The following is a 15,324-nucleotide window of genomic DNA, read 5'->3' as shown; positions in this document are numbered from 1 at the left end:
TTCGTGCATTTTTTGTGAATTGGGAAGGATGAGAGCATAAAATAGGTTTTGTACAAAGTGGTGCACATGTAGTGCAAATAGACTTGATCATGGTCAAGTCGCTGGATTGACTTTTATCAGGGAGCAGAATGACATGAAAGATAAATTGATTGAAAGCATTAAAAAGGTGTACCCCGATATTTACATTAAAGATTATCAGTTAAATGAAATTGGCCAGAATAATGACGTCTTAATTGTTAACAATTCGCTTGTATTCAGATTTCCGAAATATAAAAGCGGGATTATACAATTAAAAAGAGAAGCGGAAATTTTAGAGTATATTAGTAAGACCATTTCGGTATCAATTCCTAACCCTATTTACGCTTCCTTTCATGAGTCAGAACCAGGGAAGGTCTTTACTGGATATAAAAAAATTGAAGGTGAGCCTTTATGGAGGAAAAGTTTATTAGAAATCAAGGATGATGAGAAAATTAGAAACCTGGCCACACAACTTGTTGCTTTTCTAGCAGTAATTCATTCGATTCCCGAAGAAAAAGCAAGACAGGAACTGAATCTTGAGATTCGTCGTCCACGGGAAGAAATATACGACCTCTACGAGAAGATCCAACAAAAACTATTCCCTTTTATGACGAATGTTGCACGAGAGAAAGTGTCAGAGTCGTTTAAGGTTTTTCTAGAAGGAGAGGCACTTTTGAATGTAAAGGTAACACTCATACACGGTGATTTTGGAGCTTCCAACATCTTATGGAATCCAAAGAGTCGTGAAATATCAGGAATCATCGATTTTGGCGGCTCTGGTTTGGGAGATCCGGCGTATGACTTTGCAGGCATACTTGCAAGCTATGGAGAAGAGTTTTTTAATATGTGCATTGGCCAATACCCAGGCGGTAAAGAAATTGCAGACCGAGTAAAATTCTATAAAAGTACATTCGCATTGCAAGAAGCGTTGCATGGAGTCGAAAATGATGACTCCCAGGCTTTTGAAAATGGGACGAAGGATTATAGATAGGTGGCTTAAGATACGATTTGTATGAAGTAACCTTTGGTTCGGACAGCTTTTCTACGCTAAGCACAAAAGTTGTCCGAAGTAGCCCTAAGTTCGGACAGCTTTTAAACGGTAGGCACAAAAGTTGTCCGAAGCAGCCCCAAGTTCGGACAGCTTTTTACTGGTAAGCACAAAAGTTGTCCAAAGTAGCCACAAGTTCGGACACTTTTAAACGGTAAGCACAAAAGTTGTCCAAAATAGCCCCAGGTTCGGACAGCTTTTTACTGGTAAGCACAAAAGTTGTCCAAAGTAGCCCCAGGTTCGGACAGCTTTTTTACTGGTAAGCACGAAAGTTGTCCAAAGTAGCCCCAAGTTCGGACAGCTTTTCTACGCTAAGCACGAAAGTTGTCCAAAGTAGCCTCAAATTCGGACAGCTTTTCAATGGTAAGCATAAAAGTTGTCCGAAGTCGTCTTAAGTTCGGACAGATTTTCAATAATAAGCACAAAAGTTGTCCGAATCAGGACCAAGTTCGGACAAAAACCAAGCCAGCGCAGCTAATTTTGTCTGAACCATAGTCATCATAAAACAATATCGTAACTGTATTACTAAAATTTTCCACACTAAAGTAATGTGCGCACAAAACTAAGACTGGAGCCACCAACTTTATCCAGACTACAAGGATGATTAGCCTTAATTTAAAGGTTGGTTAATAATCCTTTTTATCTCCAATTAAAAACAATTTACATATTCTATATAATCCGTTATAATTACTTTTTGTAATTCCGACTAAACTTATAAGAAAAGGGAGTGTTTAGTTTGGCTCAATTTAATGTAAACAACAATGAAGCTAAACAATCTATAAATTTAAAGCTGTCACCAACGACAGTAGTAACTAAGCTGAATCCAGTTCAGAAGCCGTTTGTTATGCTAGGGGTTTTGGCTTCGGTGATTATGCTCATCGCAATTTTAGCGGTAGCAAATGGGACACAAGGTGTGTTGTTCATTATTGGCCTTGCCCTTGGAGCAACGCTTCTTCATGCCCGCTTTGGTTTCACATCTGCTTTCAGGAGGTTTGCATCTGTAGGGAATGGCCAGGGACTTCAGGCACACATGCTCATGCTTGCGGTGGCTTCTACTCTGTTTGCCATTATTTTAAGCACTGGTTTTAGCTTTACTGGCATTGAACCTAAGGGTTATGTCTCACCTGTTGGAGTTAGTGTTCTGTTTGGTGCTTTCATATTCGGTATAGGAATGCAGCTCGGTAATGGCTGTGCTTCAGGAACGCTTTATTCACTTGGAGGAGGATCTTCTTCCATGATTCTTACTCTGTTGTCATTTGTAGCAGGTTCAACTCTTGGGGCGTACCATTTTTCATTCTGGATGGAAGATACGCCTGCACTGCCTCCAATTTCGCTAGCGACCTCTACGGGCCTGGGATATGGCGGTGCACTGGCAGTCCAGCTTGTTCTATTTGCCTTGATATACTGGATTACACTGCAAATTGCTAAAAAAAGAAAAGCGCCTGCGATGAAGGCTCTTCCAACCACAACTGGCTGGAAAAAGGTATTGCGCGGGTCATGGCCGCTATTTGCTGCAGCTATTGTCCTGGCCGTATTGAATGCTCTTACCCTTACAGTCCGGGGAACACCATGGGGAATTACTTCAGCCTTTGCACTATGGGGAGGAAAAGCACTGATGGCGATGGGAATCGATGTCACGTCATGGGGATACTTCTCAACAGACGCCAATATTGCTGCCCTGAACAATACCGTTCTTGCTGATTCCACCAGTGTCATGAATTTTGGAATCATCCTTGGAGCATTAATTTCAGCAGCTTCACAGGGTAATTTTAAGCCTGGCAAAATAAAGCCTGGCGTTGCAGGAGCTTCCATTATTGGCGGTCTTTTGATGGGCTATGGAGCGAGATTGGCCTTTGGATGCAACATCGGTGCTTATTTTGGAGGAATTGCAAGCTTCAGTCTGCATGGCTGGGTGTGGGCAATTATGGCTATGCTTGGAACGATGGTAGCATTATTCATTCGTCCGCTGTTCGGTTTGAAAAATCCAAAACCAAACGATTCTGTTTGTTAGTGGATGATAAATAAGTGATTTAAAGGCTCGGAGTATGATTTTAAACTCCGAGTCTTTTTTGCATCCAAGCAACATTTGAAGGTTAATACATAAAAACGGATTGTTTGGAAACTCTATATTTGAATTTAAAATTAGGAGGAAAGAACATGAAGTTTTTTCAAGGGTTAACAATCGTATTAGTCATTGCTTTAAGTACTGGATGTGCAATGAACAATGGAGCCAGGGAAGATGTCAGGGATGACAATAATACAAGGATCCAAAATTACGACCAAACAGACAGAGGCGCGAGGATTCTTAATGATAATCTCGATGGCGATAATAATGATGTGCAAATGCGAGTTCACGATGATGTAAAAAACAACATCGAGGATTTAAAGGAAGTTAGAAGGGCACATGTTATTGTTACAGATCATACTGCATATGTAGCTGTTGTTTTAAATAATGATGAAACAGGCAATATCAGAAAAGATCTCGAAAATAAAATTTCTGATAAAGTTAAATCAACTGATAAAAGTATAGACAATGTTTATGTTTCAAGTAACCCGGATTTTGTTGACCGTATGAGTGATTATGGCAACCAAATTCAGAATGGAAAGCCTGTAAGAGGCCTGTATGATCAATTTAAGGAAATGGTCCAACGAGTTTTCCCATCGGCTAGATAATATTTGTTATAAAGCGGGTAATCCCTGTCTCTCGGGGGCGTTAATCTAAAAATAGATTAACGCCTCTTTTTTTTGATAGCAATGCTCTTTAAAATAGTTCCTAGTTTACCATTCCTGTTTTCCTATCCAAGTAAGAAGGTAATCTTAGGGTTTTGCAGAATAAATATAAACTATGGTAAGCCAATTGCAGAAAAAGAGGAGGGGAGAGAATTGCTGCAAAGAATGGTGAATGCACCTTACTTTTTATTAGTCATCGCTGCTTTGTTCTGGGGAGGCAATGCGGTGGCTGGCAAGTTTCTTGCTGGTTCGCTTCCGCCGGTGACAATATCGTTCACTCGTTTGGCGATTGGGGTTTTAATTATGTCTCCGGTCATCATTAAGCTATTCATGCATGAAAGAGCTGCCTTCCGCGAGCATTTCAGGCTGCTTTTGTTCCTGGCGGTGACGGGCGTGATTGGCTTTAATTTACTTATCTATTGGGCTGTCAATTATACAACGGCCATAAATGCGACTTTATTGAACAGTACGAGCCCTCTGTTTATTTTCCTTCTATCAGCACTGTTGATCGGGGAGAAGATGGAGCTGAGGTACTGGGTTTCGATGGTTATTTCGATGCTTGGGGTGCTTGTTGTCATTACTCATGGTTCTTTTGAACGGATGCTGTCACTGCATTTTAATATTGGTGATCTGATTATGGTACTGGCTGTCATTTCGTGGGCATTGTATTCTATTTTTATTAAGAAGATTTCCGGTAAAATACCTTCTTTAGCAATTTTCGGATTTACGCTGACGATTGGTTTTTTGCTGATGATTCCTGCGGTGGGGATCGAACTGTTCATGGTCCCGGTGGGAAATGTAGGACTAGAGGAATGGAGTGCGCTATTTTACATAGGGATTTTCCCATCCATTTGTTCTTTTTTATTATGGAATCGTGGGGTTGAGCTAATTGGGCCTTCAAAGGCGTCGATATCGTTGAATCTAATTCCGGTGTTTGGTACCGTGTTCGCGTTCTTTGTTCTCGGTGAGGTGATATCTTTGCCGCAAATCCTTGGCGGATGCCTTGTTTTTGCAGGAGTGGCCATCACTTCTTTTACCAAAAAGAAAACTGTACAATTAGCAGAGGAAGCATAGAAGGGGGATTAGATGATGTACCAAGAAGGGTTTGTAGAGGTTACCGGGGGAAGAGTCTGGTATGAGATTTACAACAAGGATGCAAAGGGGACACCGGTTGTGATATTACATGGAGGTCCAGGATCCTCGACTTATTCATTAAAAGGATTAAAAGCGCTTGGCGAGGATCGCCCTGTTGTGATGTACGATCAGCTGGGCTGTGGTAAGTCAGACCGGCCGGATGATCTTTCTCTATGGAAAATTGATCGATTCGTTGAGGAGCTTGGACAGGTTCGCGAAGCATTGAAGCTTACCGAAGTTCATATACTTGGACATTCCTGGGGAACTACATTGGCTGCTGCATATGTCTTGACCAAGCCAATTGGCGTGAAGAGTGTCATTTTTTCGAGCCCCTGCTTGAGTGCACCTATGTGGGAAGAGGATCAGAAGCGGAATATCGCCAAGCTGCCGACTGAGGTTCAGGAGACGATTTTGCGCTGTGAGGAAAGCGGGGAGACGGATTCCGCGGAATTCCATGATGCGATAAAGGCGTTCAATAAGGAATTTGTTTTCCGGGGTGAACCAGATCTGGAATGGATAAAGGCTGGAGCTGGGATGAGGAACCCAGTGGTTTATGAAATGATGTGGGGACCTTCCGAATTCACGGTAAAAGGGAATCTTAAAACCTTCGATTGTACCCAGCAATTGAGCAGGATTGAGTGTTCGACACTTTATACATGTGGCCGTTTTGATGAGGCGACCCCAGAATCGACTCAGTATTATGCCCAAATGACCCCTGCATCAGAGGTACATGTCTTTGAAAGCAGTGCCCATATGGCGTACATTGAGGAACCTGAAGAGTATCTGAGAGTGATTGGTGAGTTTCTAGAAAAAGTCGATTGTAAGGTGTGACTTTTGCTATACCCCCGCATGAATCCTTTGTGCTATGGTAATAGTGTTAATCAAGCATAAAGGAGTTTTTTTCATGAGCTGTGGATGTTCTCGATTGGAAGATGGCAAAGCTATTGTCGACCATGTGAAAAGCAAAGGAAAAGAAAAAATCAAACCGCGTGTCGCACACCGAATTGCTTGTGAATGTGGTGAAATGTTCACGATGGAAACGGTAATCACTAATTGCCCGAACTGTGGCATGACATACGGCGTTACCCCATGCAGTTCCGGCGATATCAATAAAGTAAAAGCTGCAGGAGTTCAATATGCTTAATAGTGAAATCTCTCGAGATATCGAGGGATTTTTTTATTTTCATCTTAGAACAGAATAGTACCTTATTTAGGTAGGACATCTTGGTTTTCAATTTTTGAGGGATTGTTGAATTTTTGATCCAATAAAAGAATTCCCTTTATGGACCCTTTAACCAACAAAAAAGTAAAGGAAAGAACCATAAAGGTAATATAGCTATTCCACCCTTTATGATATTTAACTAAACCAGTGTTCTTTTCAAGCCAATGCTCCAAAATGGTCATCGGTCCACTAAATAGTGGAACACATAATATAGACTTTAAGGTATCCATTTTGTTAGTGAATTGATTATACATCACACATGTTAAAGGAAACAGGACATACAAAAAAACAATGTTGGAATCGAAAAATTTCGGGAAATAGCGATGTGGGTATTTAACATATTTTCTTTTTATAACTGGACCGTCAAAAATCGTAGAGACCAGAGTCTTTATAAAATAAATAAGAACCCAGTCTTTAAATTTATATTTTTTTCTCGACAAAAAAAAGATGCTTCCGAAAAGACCAATTAAAGTCAAGATATTCAATATGGATCTATCTTTCATGTGTATCCCGCCTCCTGACCTTTAAATTGCCCTGTTCATAAAAAATTATGTAGATGAAAACCATACTAAACACGAGAATTGATAACCTTTTGTAAATAAGTTTCTGGACCTTGTTAATCAATTTATTTACTGATTTTTAACGTCATCTTACTGTTCCCAATTTCCGGGTGAGCCTATCAAAGAAGAATTAATATGATAAAATCAGAGGAGACTAAAATCGAGGGAGCAAAAAATGAATTCTTATACATATTTCTATCAATTTTTAGAGCCGCTTTCAAAGGAACTGGCATTGCTGGCCAGGGAACTTGAAAATAGTATTTTCTCTAGTCCAAGAACGATGCTGACTCATTCAAGGGTATTTATTGAAAATATTTTGCAGCAGGTGACCAAACTAGAGGGAATTTCAGAGGATGCCCGGACTGGTTTGAAAGAAAGGCTGGATTTGCTCAATGATCAGGGATATTTGATTCCTGAGATTCGAGATGCGCTGCACTTGGTTCGGAGATTGGGAAACCAGGCAGCACATGATGCGCGAATGTTTCGCTATTCTGAGGCGCTTTTGTCATGGGAAGCTTTGTATAGCATCGTTAAATGGTATGTCGAGGTATACGGTCCAATTGAATCAGCAGTGCCGGAATATCAGGATCCTTCTCCACAGACAGAAAAAGTGTTCGATATGACAGAGCTAGAGATCAGGTTGAAGGGTTTGGAAGAACTATTGAAGAACCCGCCAGTACAACAAGCTGAGACGCAGGCAATGGAGGAAGTGGCCGCGGCAGTTGCTGCGCCGATAGCAATCGAAGTTCAGGAGACACCGGGTTTTACGCCAATCAGGACGATCACTTATAAAGGAAGATCTCTTGAAATTCCTTATTTTCTGCGTGATGCATTTCTGTTGCCCCAGCGTTTCGATAAGTCCGAAACTTTTTTGATTCGACTTGGTGCAGAGCAGGAGGCTCGAATCATTAGTGAACTGCCAGGTAACCTGGAAGGCCTGCATAAGAATGTGAAGCGTTACAGTGAAAAAAATGATGAGCAGTTTTTCGACGAGCTTGGTGTTTTTATCGAAGAAGAGAAAGTGCGGAGGAACCTGACACTGAAGCGCCAGGGCGAATTGTTTTTCTTTTACAAAGCGAATCATCTTGTCGTGACAGATGAGTTGAAGAAAGTTCCACTGACTGCTGAGGAATTCACGGGGATTCCAAGTTTGTTGAGACAGTTGAATGAAGACCAGATTTATACTGTCAGCCAGCTTCCAATGGAGCTTGTGATTTTAGCGAAGTATGACAATGTTGGAGTCGGGACTGTTGAGAAGTTATTCGATCAGCTGAAGGCCAGGGTTACAAACCACACAGTCCAAGCAGATGACAATAGTTCAACAGAGCGAAAGAGCTTCAAGAAGTGGGAATCATTATACGTAAAAGTAAAGCTGGATGGTAATCAATCTGTTATTGAAGGTTCTAGCGTTCCGGCAATTTGGAAGGAAGCGATGAAGTGGATGGAAGACAATCGTCTTCCTCTGCACAACCTGGTAAAAGCAGGCATTATCCTTGGATCTACCGATATTGGCAAGCGTTATGCCATTGCGCTCCAGCCCTTCCATCCAGATCAAAGACCATTTACTCAGCTTCATACTTATCAATCACAAATTTCTAGGGATGTATATTATCTAGAGATGAAAATCAATCCGAAGTCCGGGCTTGAGACACTTGGTAAGGTTCTCACCCGTTTAGATGTTGAGGTGGATATCCCATTATTGAAGGGTGAATAAAAATATCAAAATGCCGTGGTGATGCCACGGCATTTTTTCACCACTTCTAAAAAAGAAAGTGCTCCTTACTTCCTCTTTTGTGCTTTTAACTTGTTCATTTCTAGCTCAGCTGCGTATTCCTCTTGCGATTTCCCTTGCTTGAAACTTTCAGATTGGATTTTCCTGAACTTGTTATCATTTTGATTTGGCATGTAAATACCTCCTTTTTAATCATATGTATTTTGTTCGAATTTTGGAGGATTATTCTTGTAGTTGTAATAGTGACAGATAAATTGAGTGTCTTATGTTTGATAAGTTTCTCATAATTCTATATTATTTTGCTATTCCGGATATAATGAAAGCGCTTTACATGTGAAACTATTCACAAGTATAATGAGAGTGTAAAAAAATAAGAACCATTTCCGGGAGGAATTACGATGTTAGCAGACATTATCTATGAATTCAGAAACTGGTTGTTAGGTGACACTTTGCCAAAGGTCGGAAATGAGGAATTTGAAAGAATCGAATCAAAGCATACAAGAGTTCATCACGATGAAGATATCTATGAAATCATTCGAGTACATTAAAAAGTATATAACTCAGAATTTTAAATATCAAAACGATCAGCAGTCCAATTCCAGGTGAATTGAACTGCTTTATTTTTTATTATAGAAAATAGGAGCCGACTGGTATATGATAATACTTCGATCAGTTTGGTTTTTACTAATGAAAAACGGATAAAACTAAACAAGGAACGTACAAGAATATGGAGTTGATTTTTTGAGTAAAGATAAGGGTAAGAGCGGAACAGGCAGAGGTACAGGCAAAAAAGGCTGGAATCGCTGGCAAGCAAGTGCAAATAAAAAAAAAGAGTGCAAAACCCTATAAAAGTAAAGGTGTAAAACATCAAGATGCTTCAAAAGATGAACTATCCGAAAATTAGTAAACACTAGCGAAAATTGTGCGTTGATCCAGAAAGTGGATTGACGCTTTTTTGTTTTTAAACGGAAGGCAAATTGAATAAATTTCTGATCCGTTTTGGATTTCCTTTATTACTTGGAATCAGTGGGGTTATCCCCATGTAATTGTAGGTCGCTAAATAGGGAAAGTGAAAAAATTAAATCACTGCATACTCGTGTTACTCAAAATGAGATTAATGAACTAGGAGGATGTGTTCTTAAAAAATAAACTGATAAGGAGTCTTCTTATTTAAGGAGGTTCCTTTTTTTACTTCTTTTTTTCTGGTTACCTTACCTAATCTAGATGGTTAGTTTAAATAAATTACTTAATAGAAAATTCTTTTTATTAGCCTTTACTTTGTAAAAGATTTGTATTTTAATTGTTATATAGTTTAGAATATTATAATTTTTCAAAAAAAGAGAGGGGAAATATGTGAATGAGAAAGCAATTTAGAAGATTTGCCCAGTTTACGACCTTATCAAGTCTGCTATTGTTGTCGGCTTGTGGGGGTGCCCAGTCATCTGTAGAAAAGGAGGCAAACGGGGCAGGAGGAAAAGTAACAGCTGATATCGGAGTTATATCCTATATCAGCGGACCGGGAGCGGCCTATGGTGAAGCAATTACAAACGGGCTGAACCTTGCAAGTGAAGAAATTAATAAAAAGGGAGAAGTAGAGATCAACCTCGTCATTGAGGATTCCTCAGGTAAGCAGGATCAGGCATTAACCGCTGCGCAGAAATTGATGAATTCCGAAAATGTGACGGCTATTATTGGGCCAACCCTAAGTACCGAGATGAATGTAGTTGGTCCTGAAGCGGACCTGAATGGGGTGCCGATTATGGGAACATCTACTACTGCAGAAGGAATTCCGCAAATTGGTGAATATGTATTCCGTAATTCTCTTCCTGAAGCACTGGCTATTCCAGCAGCGATCGATAAAGCGATTGAAAAGTATGACGCTAAAAAAGTAGCAATCTTATATGGAAATGATGATGTGTTTACAAAGTCAGGATTCGATACGATGAAAAAGGCAGCTGAAGAGAAGGGGCTTGAAATCTTGACCATTGAGACCTTCCAAAAAGGTCAATCTGACTATAATGCACAATTGACGAAGATTAAAAGTTTGAAACCGGATCTAATCCTGGCTTCCGCTCTTTATAACGAAGGTGCGGTCATTATGGACCAGGCACGTAAAATGGGAATTGATGTTCCGTTTGTCGGCGGGAATGGTTTCAACTCTCCTGAAGTGATCAAAATTGCTGGTGATGCTGCCAACGGCTTGATTGTGGCAACTCCCTGGTATGGTGAAAAAGACGATAAGAAAGTACAGGACTTCGTAAAAACGTATGAAGATAAATACGGCAAAAAGCCCGACCAGTTTGCTGCACAGGCGTATGACGCTCTTTATATTATGGCTGGAGCGTTAAAGAAGGCTGGAGAGGCAGACCGGGATGCAGTTCGAGATGCATTAGCGGAAACCAAAGATTTTCAGGGGATCCTTGGAAACTTTTCGTTTGATAAGGACGGAGATGTTGTAATGGAGCCTACTGTACTTGTAATTGACGAAGGCAAGTTCAAGGTTTTTGAATAGTCATCCCTAAGATCCATCAGCGGAATAATCCGCTGATGGAAATTTCTTTTAATTCAGAAGGTGAGATGCCATGTTAATCGAACAGTTAATCAACGGTATTACCCTGGGCAGCATTTATGCCATTGTGGCACTCGGCTTTACACTCGTATTTGGGGTGCTTGGCATCATCAATATGGCCCATGGTGAAATATTCATGTTTGGAGCTTTTATAGGAGTTATTGTAACCTCCACTTTCAAAGGGCCACTATGGCTTGCTTTCGCAGCCGCTGTTTTGGTGACTGGGATAATGGGCTACTTACTGGAGCGCTTTGCATTGAGACCACTGCGAAATAAACAGGGAGTTTCACATCTTGCCCCTTTAATCAGTACCATTGGTGTTTCCATCTTGCTTGAAAACTTATCCCACCATTTATTTGGGGCAGGAAACCATCCCTTCAATAATTCTTTTGCGGAAATCAGCTTCCAGATTGGATCTATAACAGTGTATCTGGTCCAAATTGTCATTTTTATGATTTCTGTTATTTTAATGTACACACTATCGTATTGGCTTGGGAAGACAAAAGCAGGCAAAGCTCTTAGGGCGACGGCAGAGAACCTTGAAACGGCCAGTCTTCTTGGAGTCAATACGAAAAAGACAATCACCATGACTGTCATTATCGCTTCGGCTATGGGGGGAATTGCAGGAATCCTGGTCGGAATGGCGTTTAACTCAGTCACCCCTCAAATGGGCTTATCTATTGGCTTAAAAGGATTGGCCATTATCATTCTCGGTGGAATGGGAAATGTCAAGGGTGCGATGGCAGGCGGCCTGATCCTTGGATTGGCGGAAACCTTCATTGTGGTGTACGGAGACTCGGGCTATCGGGATGCAATTGCCTTTGTGGCAATCATTGTCATTCTCCTGATTAGGCCGCAGGGATTATTCGGCCAAAAAATTTCGGCGTAAGAAGGTGAACCAATGCTTGGAGAACTTATCAATCCATACTATTTACAGGTGGCTTCATTTATTTTGATCAATGTCATACTTGGCATAAGCATTTATATCACACTTGCTACCGGCCAACTTTCACTCGCAAATGCAGGGTTCATGGGAATAGGTGCCTATACATCGGCGCTTTTGACATTGAACTTCGATATTTCGATCCTGGTTGGCATTTTAGCCGGGACACTTATGGCAGGGTTGTTCGGTATTATTATTGGAATTCCGACACTTAGGCTTCAAGGAGTTTATTTGGCCATCGTTACTCTCGGATTTGGAGAAGTCCTCCGTGTTGTTTTAGTAAACTGGGAGTCTTTGACGAAAGGATCTATTGGGTTATCTGGTATTCCACATCTTGGGAGGGAAATCCTCAGAAATTTTAAGGAAGTGGGCTTTGACCCGGGGATGATAGGTTTGCAAAACAATCAATTCATTTTTTTGATGGTTTTTCTGCTCTTATTATTCATTGTGACGGGGATTGTCTGGTTTTTCAGAAGACAAAACCGCTCTCGGATCGGGCGGGCGTTTGCTGCCATCAAATTGGATGAAAAGGCAGCTGAATCAATGGGGATCAATATCACTTACTTTAAAGTTCTTGCTTTTACACAGGGGGCTTTGCTTTCCGGATTTGCTGGAGCCTTGTATGCTCACGTGCTTGCCTATATCAGTCCGGCTGACTTTGCTTACCATAGGGCAGTAGAGATTTTGATTTTTGCAGTGTTTGGTGGCAGCGAGGTCATTTGGGGGCCGGTTTTTGGAGCATTCTTTTTAACTGTCATGCCTGAAGTTCTTCGCTTTATCAGTGAGTACCGTTATATGATTTATGGTTTGATTATCCTCATCATGATGGCTGTCCGTCCTCAGGGACTCATTGACGTTCATCTTCTTAAATGGCTGAAGATGAAAACGAAGAAAAGGGGGAAAGAGCATGGTACTGCAAATCAAAAAAGTGCGTAAAAATTTTGGCGGAATAAGTGCAGTGTCCGATGTCACCTTTTCCATCAATAAAGGTGAAATCTTCGGGCTAATCGGACCGAATGGAGCAGGAAAAACGACGATGTTCAATTTAGTTACATCGATGTTTCCCCTAACATCAGGAGAAATTGTTTTTAACGGGGAAAATATTAGCGGAATCAAGCCACACCTGATTACAAGAAAAGGGATTTGCCGTACATTTCAAAATATCCGCCTGTTCCCTGAAATGACAGCGGCAGAAAACGTAATGGTAGGGGAGCATTGCCGGAGCAAGTCGGGTGTATTAAGCAGTGTCTTCAGAACAAAAGCACAGCGACGAGAAGAGGAGCATATACGAAGCAGAGCGAAACAATTGCTAGAGTTTGTCGGGCTGGCGGGATATGGGGAGATAGTAGCAGACAGCCTGTCTTACGGTCAGCAAAGAAGGCTGGAAATTGCCAGAGCTCTGGCAAGTGATCCACAATTGCTGCTGCTTGATGAACCGGCAGCCGGGATGAACGAAACCGAAACAAGCAGTTTGTTTGAGTTGATAAAAAAGATACAGGCAAATGGCGTTACTGTCCTGCTGATCGAGCATGATATGCCGCTAGTGATGAATTTGTGTGACCGGATTGCGGTGCTTAACTTTGGCAGGAAAATTGCCGAGGGCACACCTGCTGAAATACAGAATAATCCTGATGTCATCGAGGCATATCTCGGGAGTGAGGAGGATGAAATATATGCTTAAGGTTCAGGGTATTTCTACTTCCTATGGAAAAATCAGTGTGCTGAAAAATATAAGTCTTGAGGTTGAGGAAGGCAGCATTGTTACCATCCTTGGTGCAAATGGTGCTGGTAAATCCACTACAATGAAAACGATCTGCGGCCTTTTAAAACCGCAGGAGGGAAAGGTAGAATTTCTTGGAGAGGATGTAACAGGAAGGCGGCCGGATCAGCTGGTGCGAACAGGAATTGCCCTTGTTCCTGAAGGAAGGCAAATTCTTTCAGGTATGACGGTGCTCGAAAATCTAGAAATGGGTGCCTATCACCGCAAGGATCATGAGATTAAACATGATATTGAAAAAGTGATGGATAGATTCCCGATACTAGAGGAAAGGCAGCAGCAACTGGGTGGGACCCTCTCTGGAGGACAACAGCAAATGCTTGCAATCGCGAGGGCAATCTTGAGCCGACCAAAACTTTTATTGCTAGATGAACCTTCAATGGGACTGGCTCCACTTGTTGTTGCCGACATTTTCAAGATCATCAAGGAGATTAACAAAACAGGGACAACCGTTCTCCTTGTGGAACAGAATGCAAGGCAGGCTCTCCGTATTTCTGATTATGGATATGTGCTTGAAACAGGAAAAATTGTCGCAGAAGGAAAATCCAGTGACCTTTTGACCGACCCGCGGATCATGGAGGCCTATCTTGGACGGAAATCAAGTTAATGGATATGTATTCTAATTACAGGTCTTGGCAAGAGCAGGATAGCTTTCCTTTGGTGAATAACAAACAAAAATGTCGTGGAAACCCACGACATTTTTGTTTGTTGATAATTGTATCTTTGTCCCTTTCACTTCTTTCTTTCCTGCATACTTATATATAAGGACATTTTTTAGGAAGGGACTGATTTTGTGGGAGCGGAAGAAGGTGCTGTTCATTTTAACCATAAGGGTGAAATAGTGGAAGAGCCTGTTGCAACACAACAGTTAGAATGTGAAAATACGGTGGACTTCTGTGCCACTGCAGTTGTTCCAGACGGCTTTACATTTAATTCTGCAGGGTTTTCAAATTTTAGTGTAGACGTTTCGCAATTGAAATGCTTACTTGAAACAGTGGCAGAACCAGTGGAAATACCAAATCCATGCCGAGGCAACCCACTGCAATGTTCTGTATTTCTTGAGTCTGTACATTTAGTTGGCTGCTTAAAAGTTAATATAAGTGCACTTAACGTGATCGCCAATCAACCACTCTTTCCAAATCAGGGATCACCATTAAATTTTTATACGACTGTCTGTGTTGATCAAATAATTGGATATACGTGTGGGCAAGAATCCTGTGTCGATGACTGTTATTCTTTTGGGGGAGCAACATTTTTTACTCCAACAGTTATAACTGATGTTTGTGGCAGACAAATTGTTTCAGTTAGAGGTTTTTTAGTTATAAATTTTACAGGTTGTTCGGGCGCAGACTGTGAGAGCCAAAAATCTAATGATTGACCGGATAGAAGATATTTATTGTCTTAACTTAATATAACAGATAAAATATTTAAAATTCCAAATTATATAAGCGTTGATGAGAAGAGTAGTTAATTATTGGTTATTCACAAAGAGCTCCTGGCTGCTGGAAGGGAGAAATATCTACCTTAATGAATAAAGTCTCGGAGCTTCTTGCTAATCTAATGAAGAAATAGGGATCATAAGACGGGTTCT

16 protein-coding genes, 1 pseudogene and 1 other annotated feature (1 of these 18 cut by a window edge) are annotated in these 15,324 nt (G+C 41.1%); of the genes and pseudogenes, 15 read left to right on the top strand and 2 right to left on the bottom strand.

Going from position 1 to position 15,324, the window contains the following annotated elements:
* The first annotated feature begins 133 nt into the window (after positions 1-133).
* The 6 genes from FS736_RS06755 to FS736_RS06730 all read left to right on the top strand — a co-directional run bounded on the left by FS736_RS06755 (position 134) and on the right by FS736_RS06730 (position 6,074).
* A complete protein-coding gene (locus tag FS736_RS06755; protein ID WP_144475624.1) occupies positions 134-1,009 on the top strand; it encodes a phosphotransferase family protein in 876 nt (291 codons plus the stop codon).
* A 901-nt stretch (positions 1,010-1,910) separates the two neighbouring features.
* The gene (locus FS736_RS06750) at positions 1,911-3,077 is read left to right on the top strand and encodes a YeeE/YedE family protein (RefSeq protein ID WP_313959712.1); all 1,167 of its coding nucleotides are present in this window, start codon (positions 1,911-1,913) and stop codon (positions 3,075-3,077) included.
* A 146-nt stretch (positions 3,078-3,223) separates the two neighbouring features.
* Positions 3,224-3,739, top strand: a complete 516-nt coding sequence (locus FS736_RS06745) for a YhcN/YlaJ family sporulation lipoprotein (protein ID WP_144475622.1) — start codon at positions 3,224-3,226, stop codon at positions 3,737-3,739.
* A 210-nt stretch (positions 3,740-3,949) separates the two neighbouring features.
* Positions 3,950-4,870, top strand: coding sequence for a DMT family transporter (locus tag FS736_RS06740; protein ID WP_186326703.1), 921 nt, complete (start codon positions 3,950-3,952; stop codon positions 4,868-4,870).
* A gap of 12 nt (positions 4,871-4,882) precedes the next feature.
* The gene (locus FS736_RS06735) at positions 4,883-5,761 is read left to right on the top strand and encodes a proline iminopeptidase-family hydrolase (RefSeq protein WP_144475620.1); all 879 of its coding nucleotides are present in this window, start codon (positions 4,883-4,885) and stop codon (positions 5,759-5,761) included.
* 94 nt (positions 5,762-5,855) lie between these two features.
* Positions 5,856-6,074 carry a hypothetical protein gene (locus FS736_RS06730; RefSeq protein WP_260983549.1) on the top strand — a complete coding sequence of 73 codons (219 nt, stop codon included), beginning with the start codon at positions 5,856-5,858 and terminating at the stop codon, positions 6,072-6,074.
* A gap of 62 nt (positions 6,075-6,136) precedes the next feature.
* On the opposite strand, the gene FS736_RS06725 is transcribed toward FS736_RS06730, so the two are convergent.
* Positions 6,137-6,655 (bottom strand): CBO0543 family protein, encoded by a 519-nt coding sequence (locus tag FS736_RS06725; protein ID WP_144475618.1) that lies wholly within the window; start codon positions 6,653-6,655, stop codon positions 6,137-6,139.
* A gap of 232 nt (positions 6,656-6,887) precedes the next feature.
* Here FS736_RS06725 and FS736_RS06720 point away from each other — a divergent pair, with 232 nt between their 5' ends.
* Complete coding sequence (locus FS736_RS06720) at positions 6,888-8,426, top strand: DUF4145 domain-containing protein (protein WP_260983548.1); 1,539 nt, start codon at positions 6,888-6,890, stop codon at positions 8,424-8,426.
* Positions 8,427-8,491: 65 nt separating this feature from the next.
* Here the strand turns inward: FS736_RS06720 and FS736_RS25105 are convergent, their stop codons facing one another.
* Positions 8,492-8,617 (bottom strand): hypothetical protein, encoded by a 126-nt coding sequence (locus FS736_RS25105; protein ID WP_023614463.1) that lies wholly within the window; start codon positions 8,615-8,617, stop codon positions 8,492-8,494.
* Positions 8,618-8,842: 225 nt separating this feature from the next.
* On the opposite strand from FS736_RS25105, the gene FS736_RS24210 reads away from it, so the two are divergent.
* From FS736_RS24210 to FS736_RS06685, 8 genes and pseudogenes are all read left to right on the top strand, one after another.
* Positions 8,843-8,992, top strand: coding sequence for a hypothetical protein (locus FS736_RS24210; RefSeq protein ID WP_186326702.1), 150 nt, complete (start codon positions 8,843-8,845; stop codon positions 8,990-8,992).
* A 193-nt stretch (positions 8,993-9,185) separates the two neighbouring features.
* Positions 9,186-9,348: pseudogene (locus tag FS736_RS06715) on the top strand (DUF3934 domain-containing protein).
* A gap of 453 nt (positions 9,349-9,801) precedes the next feature.
* Positions 9,802-10,956, top strand: coding sequence for an ABC transporter substrate-binding protein (locus tag FS736_RS06710; RefSeq protein ID WP_144475617.1), 1,155 nt, complete (start codon positions 9,802-9,804; stop codon positions 10,954-10,956).
* 70 nt (positions 10,957-11,026) lie between these two features.
* On the top strand, positions 11,027-11,902 hold the full coding sequence (locus tag FS736_RS06705; protein ID WP_144475616.1) for a branched-chain amino acid ABC transporter permease: 876 nt from the start codon (positions 11,027-11,029) through the stop codon (positions 11,900-11,902).
* Positions 11,903-11,914: 12 nt separating this feature from the next.
* Entirely contained in the window at positions 11,915-12,892 is a 978-nt protein-coding gene (locus tag FS736_RS06700; RefSeq protein ID WP_144475615.1) for a branched-chain amino acid ABC transporter permease, read from the top strand.
* Positions 12,864-13,637 (top strand): ABC transporter ATP-binding protein, encoded by a 774-nt coding sequence (locus FS736_RS06695; protein ID WP_144475614.1) that lies wholly within the window; start codon positions 12,864-12,866, stop codon positions 13,635-13,637. Before FS736_RS06700 ends, FS736_RS06695 begins: the two co-directional genes overlap by 29 nt.
* Positions 13,630-14,340, top strand: a complete 711-nt coding sequence (locus FS736_RS06690; RefSeq protein ID WP_144475613.1) for an ABC transporter ATP-binding protein — start codon at positions 13,630-13,632, stop codon at positions 14,338-14,340. The genes FS736_RS06695 and FS736_RS06690 overlap by 8 nt, the downstream gene beginning before the upstream one ends.
* A gap of 186 nt (positions 14,341-14,526) precedes the next feature.
* Complete coding sequence (locus FS736_RS06685; RefSeq protein WP_144475612.1) at positions 14,527-15,111, top strand: hypothetical protein; 585 nt, start codon at positions 14,527-14,529, stop codon at positions 15,109-15,111.
* A 64-nt stretch (positions 15,112-15,175) separates the two neighbouring features.
* Positions 15,176-15,324, top strand: a binding site (T-box leader) (it continues 101 nt past the right edge of the window).

Origin of the sequence: Cytobacillus oceanisediminis 2691, assembly GCF_007678455.1 — a bacterium.
GTDB classification, from domain to species: Bacteria; Bacillota; Bacilli; order Bacillales; family Cytobacillaceae; genus Mesobacillus; species Mesobacillus oceanisediminis_A.
This window is presented reverse-complemented; position numbering and strand designations above follow the sequence as displayed.

Coding starts and splice junctions, on each gene's coding strand:
- FS736_RS06755 (WP_144475624.1), top strand. CDS start 134: ATGAAAGATAAATTGATTGAAAGCATTAAAAAGGTGTACCCCGATATT.
- FS736_RS06750 (WP_313959712.1), top strand. CDS start 1,911: ATGCTAGGGGTTTTGGCTTCGGTGATTATGCTCATCGCAATTTTAGCG.
- FS736_RS06745 (WP_144475622.1), top strand. CDS start 3,224: ATGAAGTTTTTTCAAGGGTTAACAATCGTATTAGTCATTGCTTTAAGT.
- FS736_RS06735 (WP_144475620.1), top strand. CDS start 4,883: ATGATGTACCAAGAAGGGTTTGTAGAGGTTACCGGGGGAAGAGTCTGG.
- FS736_RS06725 (WP_144475618.1), bottom strand. CDS start 6,655: ATGAAAGATAGATCCATATTGAATATCTTGACTTTAATTGGTCTTTTC.
- FS736_RS06720 (WP_260983548.1), top strand. CDS start 6,888: ATGAATTCTTATACATATTTCTATCAATTTTTAGAGCCGCTTTCAAAG.
- FS736_RS25105 (WP_023614463.1), bottom strand. CDS start 8,617: ATGCCAAATCAAAATGATAACAAGTTCAGGAAAATCCAATCTGAAAGT.
- FS736_RS24210 (WP_186326702.1), top strand. CDS start 8,843: ATGTTAGCAGACATTATCTATGAATTCAGAAACTGGTTGTTAGGTGAC.
- FS736_RS06710 (WP_144475617.1), top strand. CDS start 9,802: ATGAGAAAGCAATTTAGAAGATTTGCCCAGTTTACGACCTTATCAAGT.
- FS736_RS06705 (WP_144475616.1), top strand. CDS start 11,027: ATGTTAATCGAACAGTTAATCAACGGTATTACCCTGGGCAGCATTTAT.
- FS736_RS06700 (WP_144475615.1), top strand. CDS start 11,915: ATGCTTGGAGAACTTATCAATCCATACTATTTACAGGTGGCTTCATTT.
- FS736_RS06695 (WP_144475614.1), top strand. CDS start 12,864: ATGGTACTGCAAATCAAAAAAGTGCGTAAAAATTTTGGCGGAATAAGT.
- FS736_RS06690 (WP_144475613.1), top strand. CDS start 13,630: ATGCTTAAGGTTCAGGGTATTTCTACTTCCTATGGAAAAATCAGTGTG.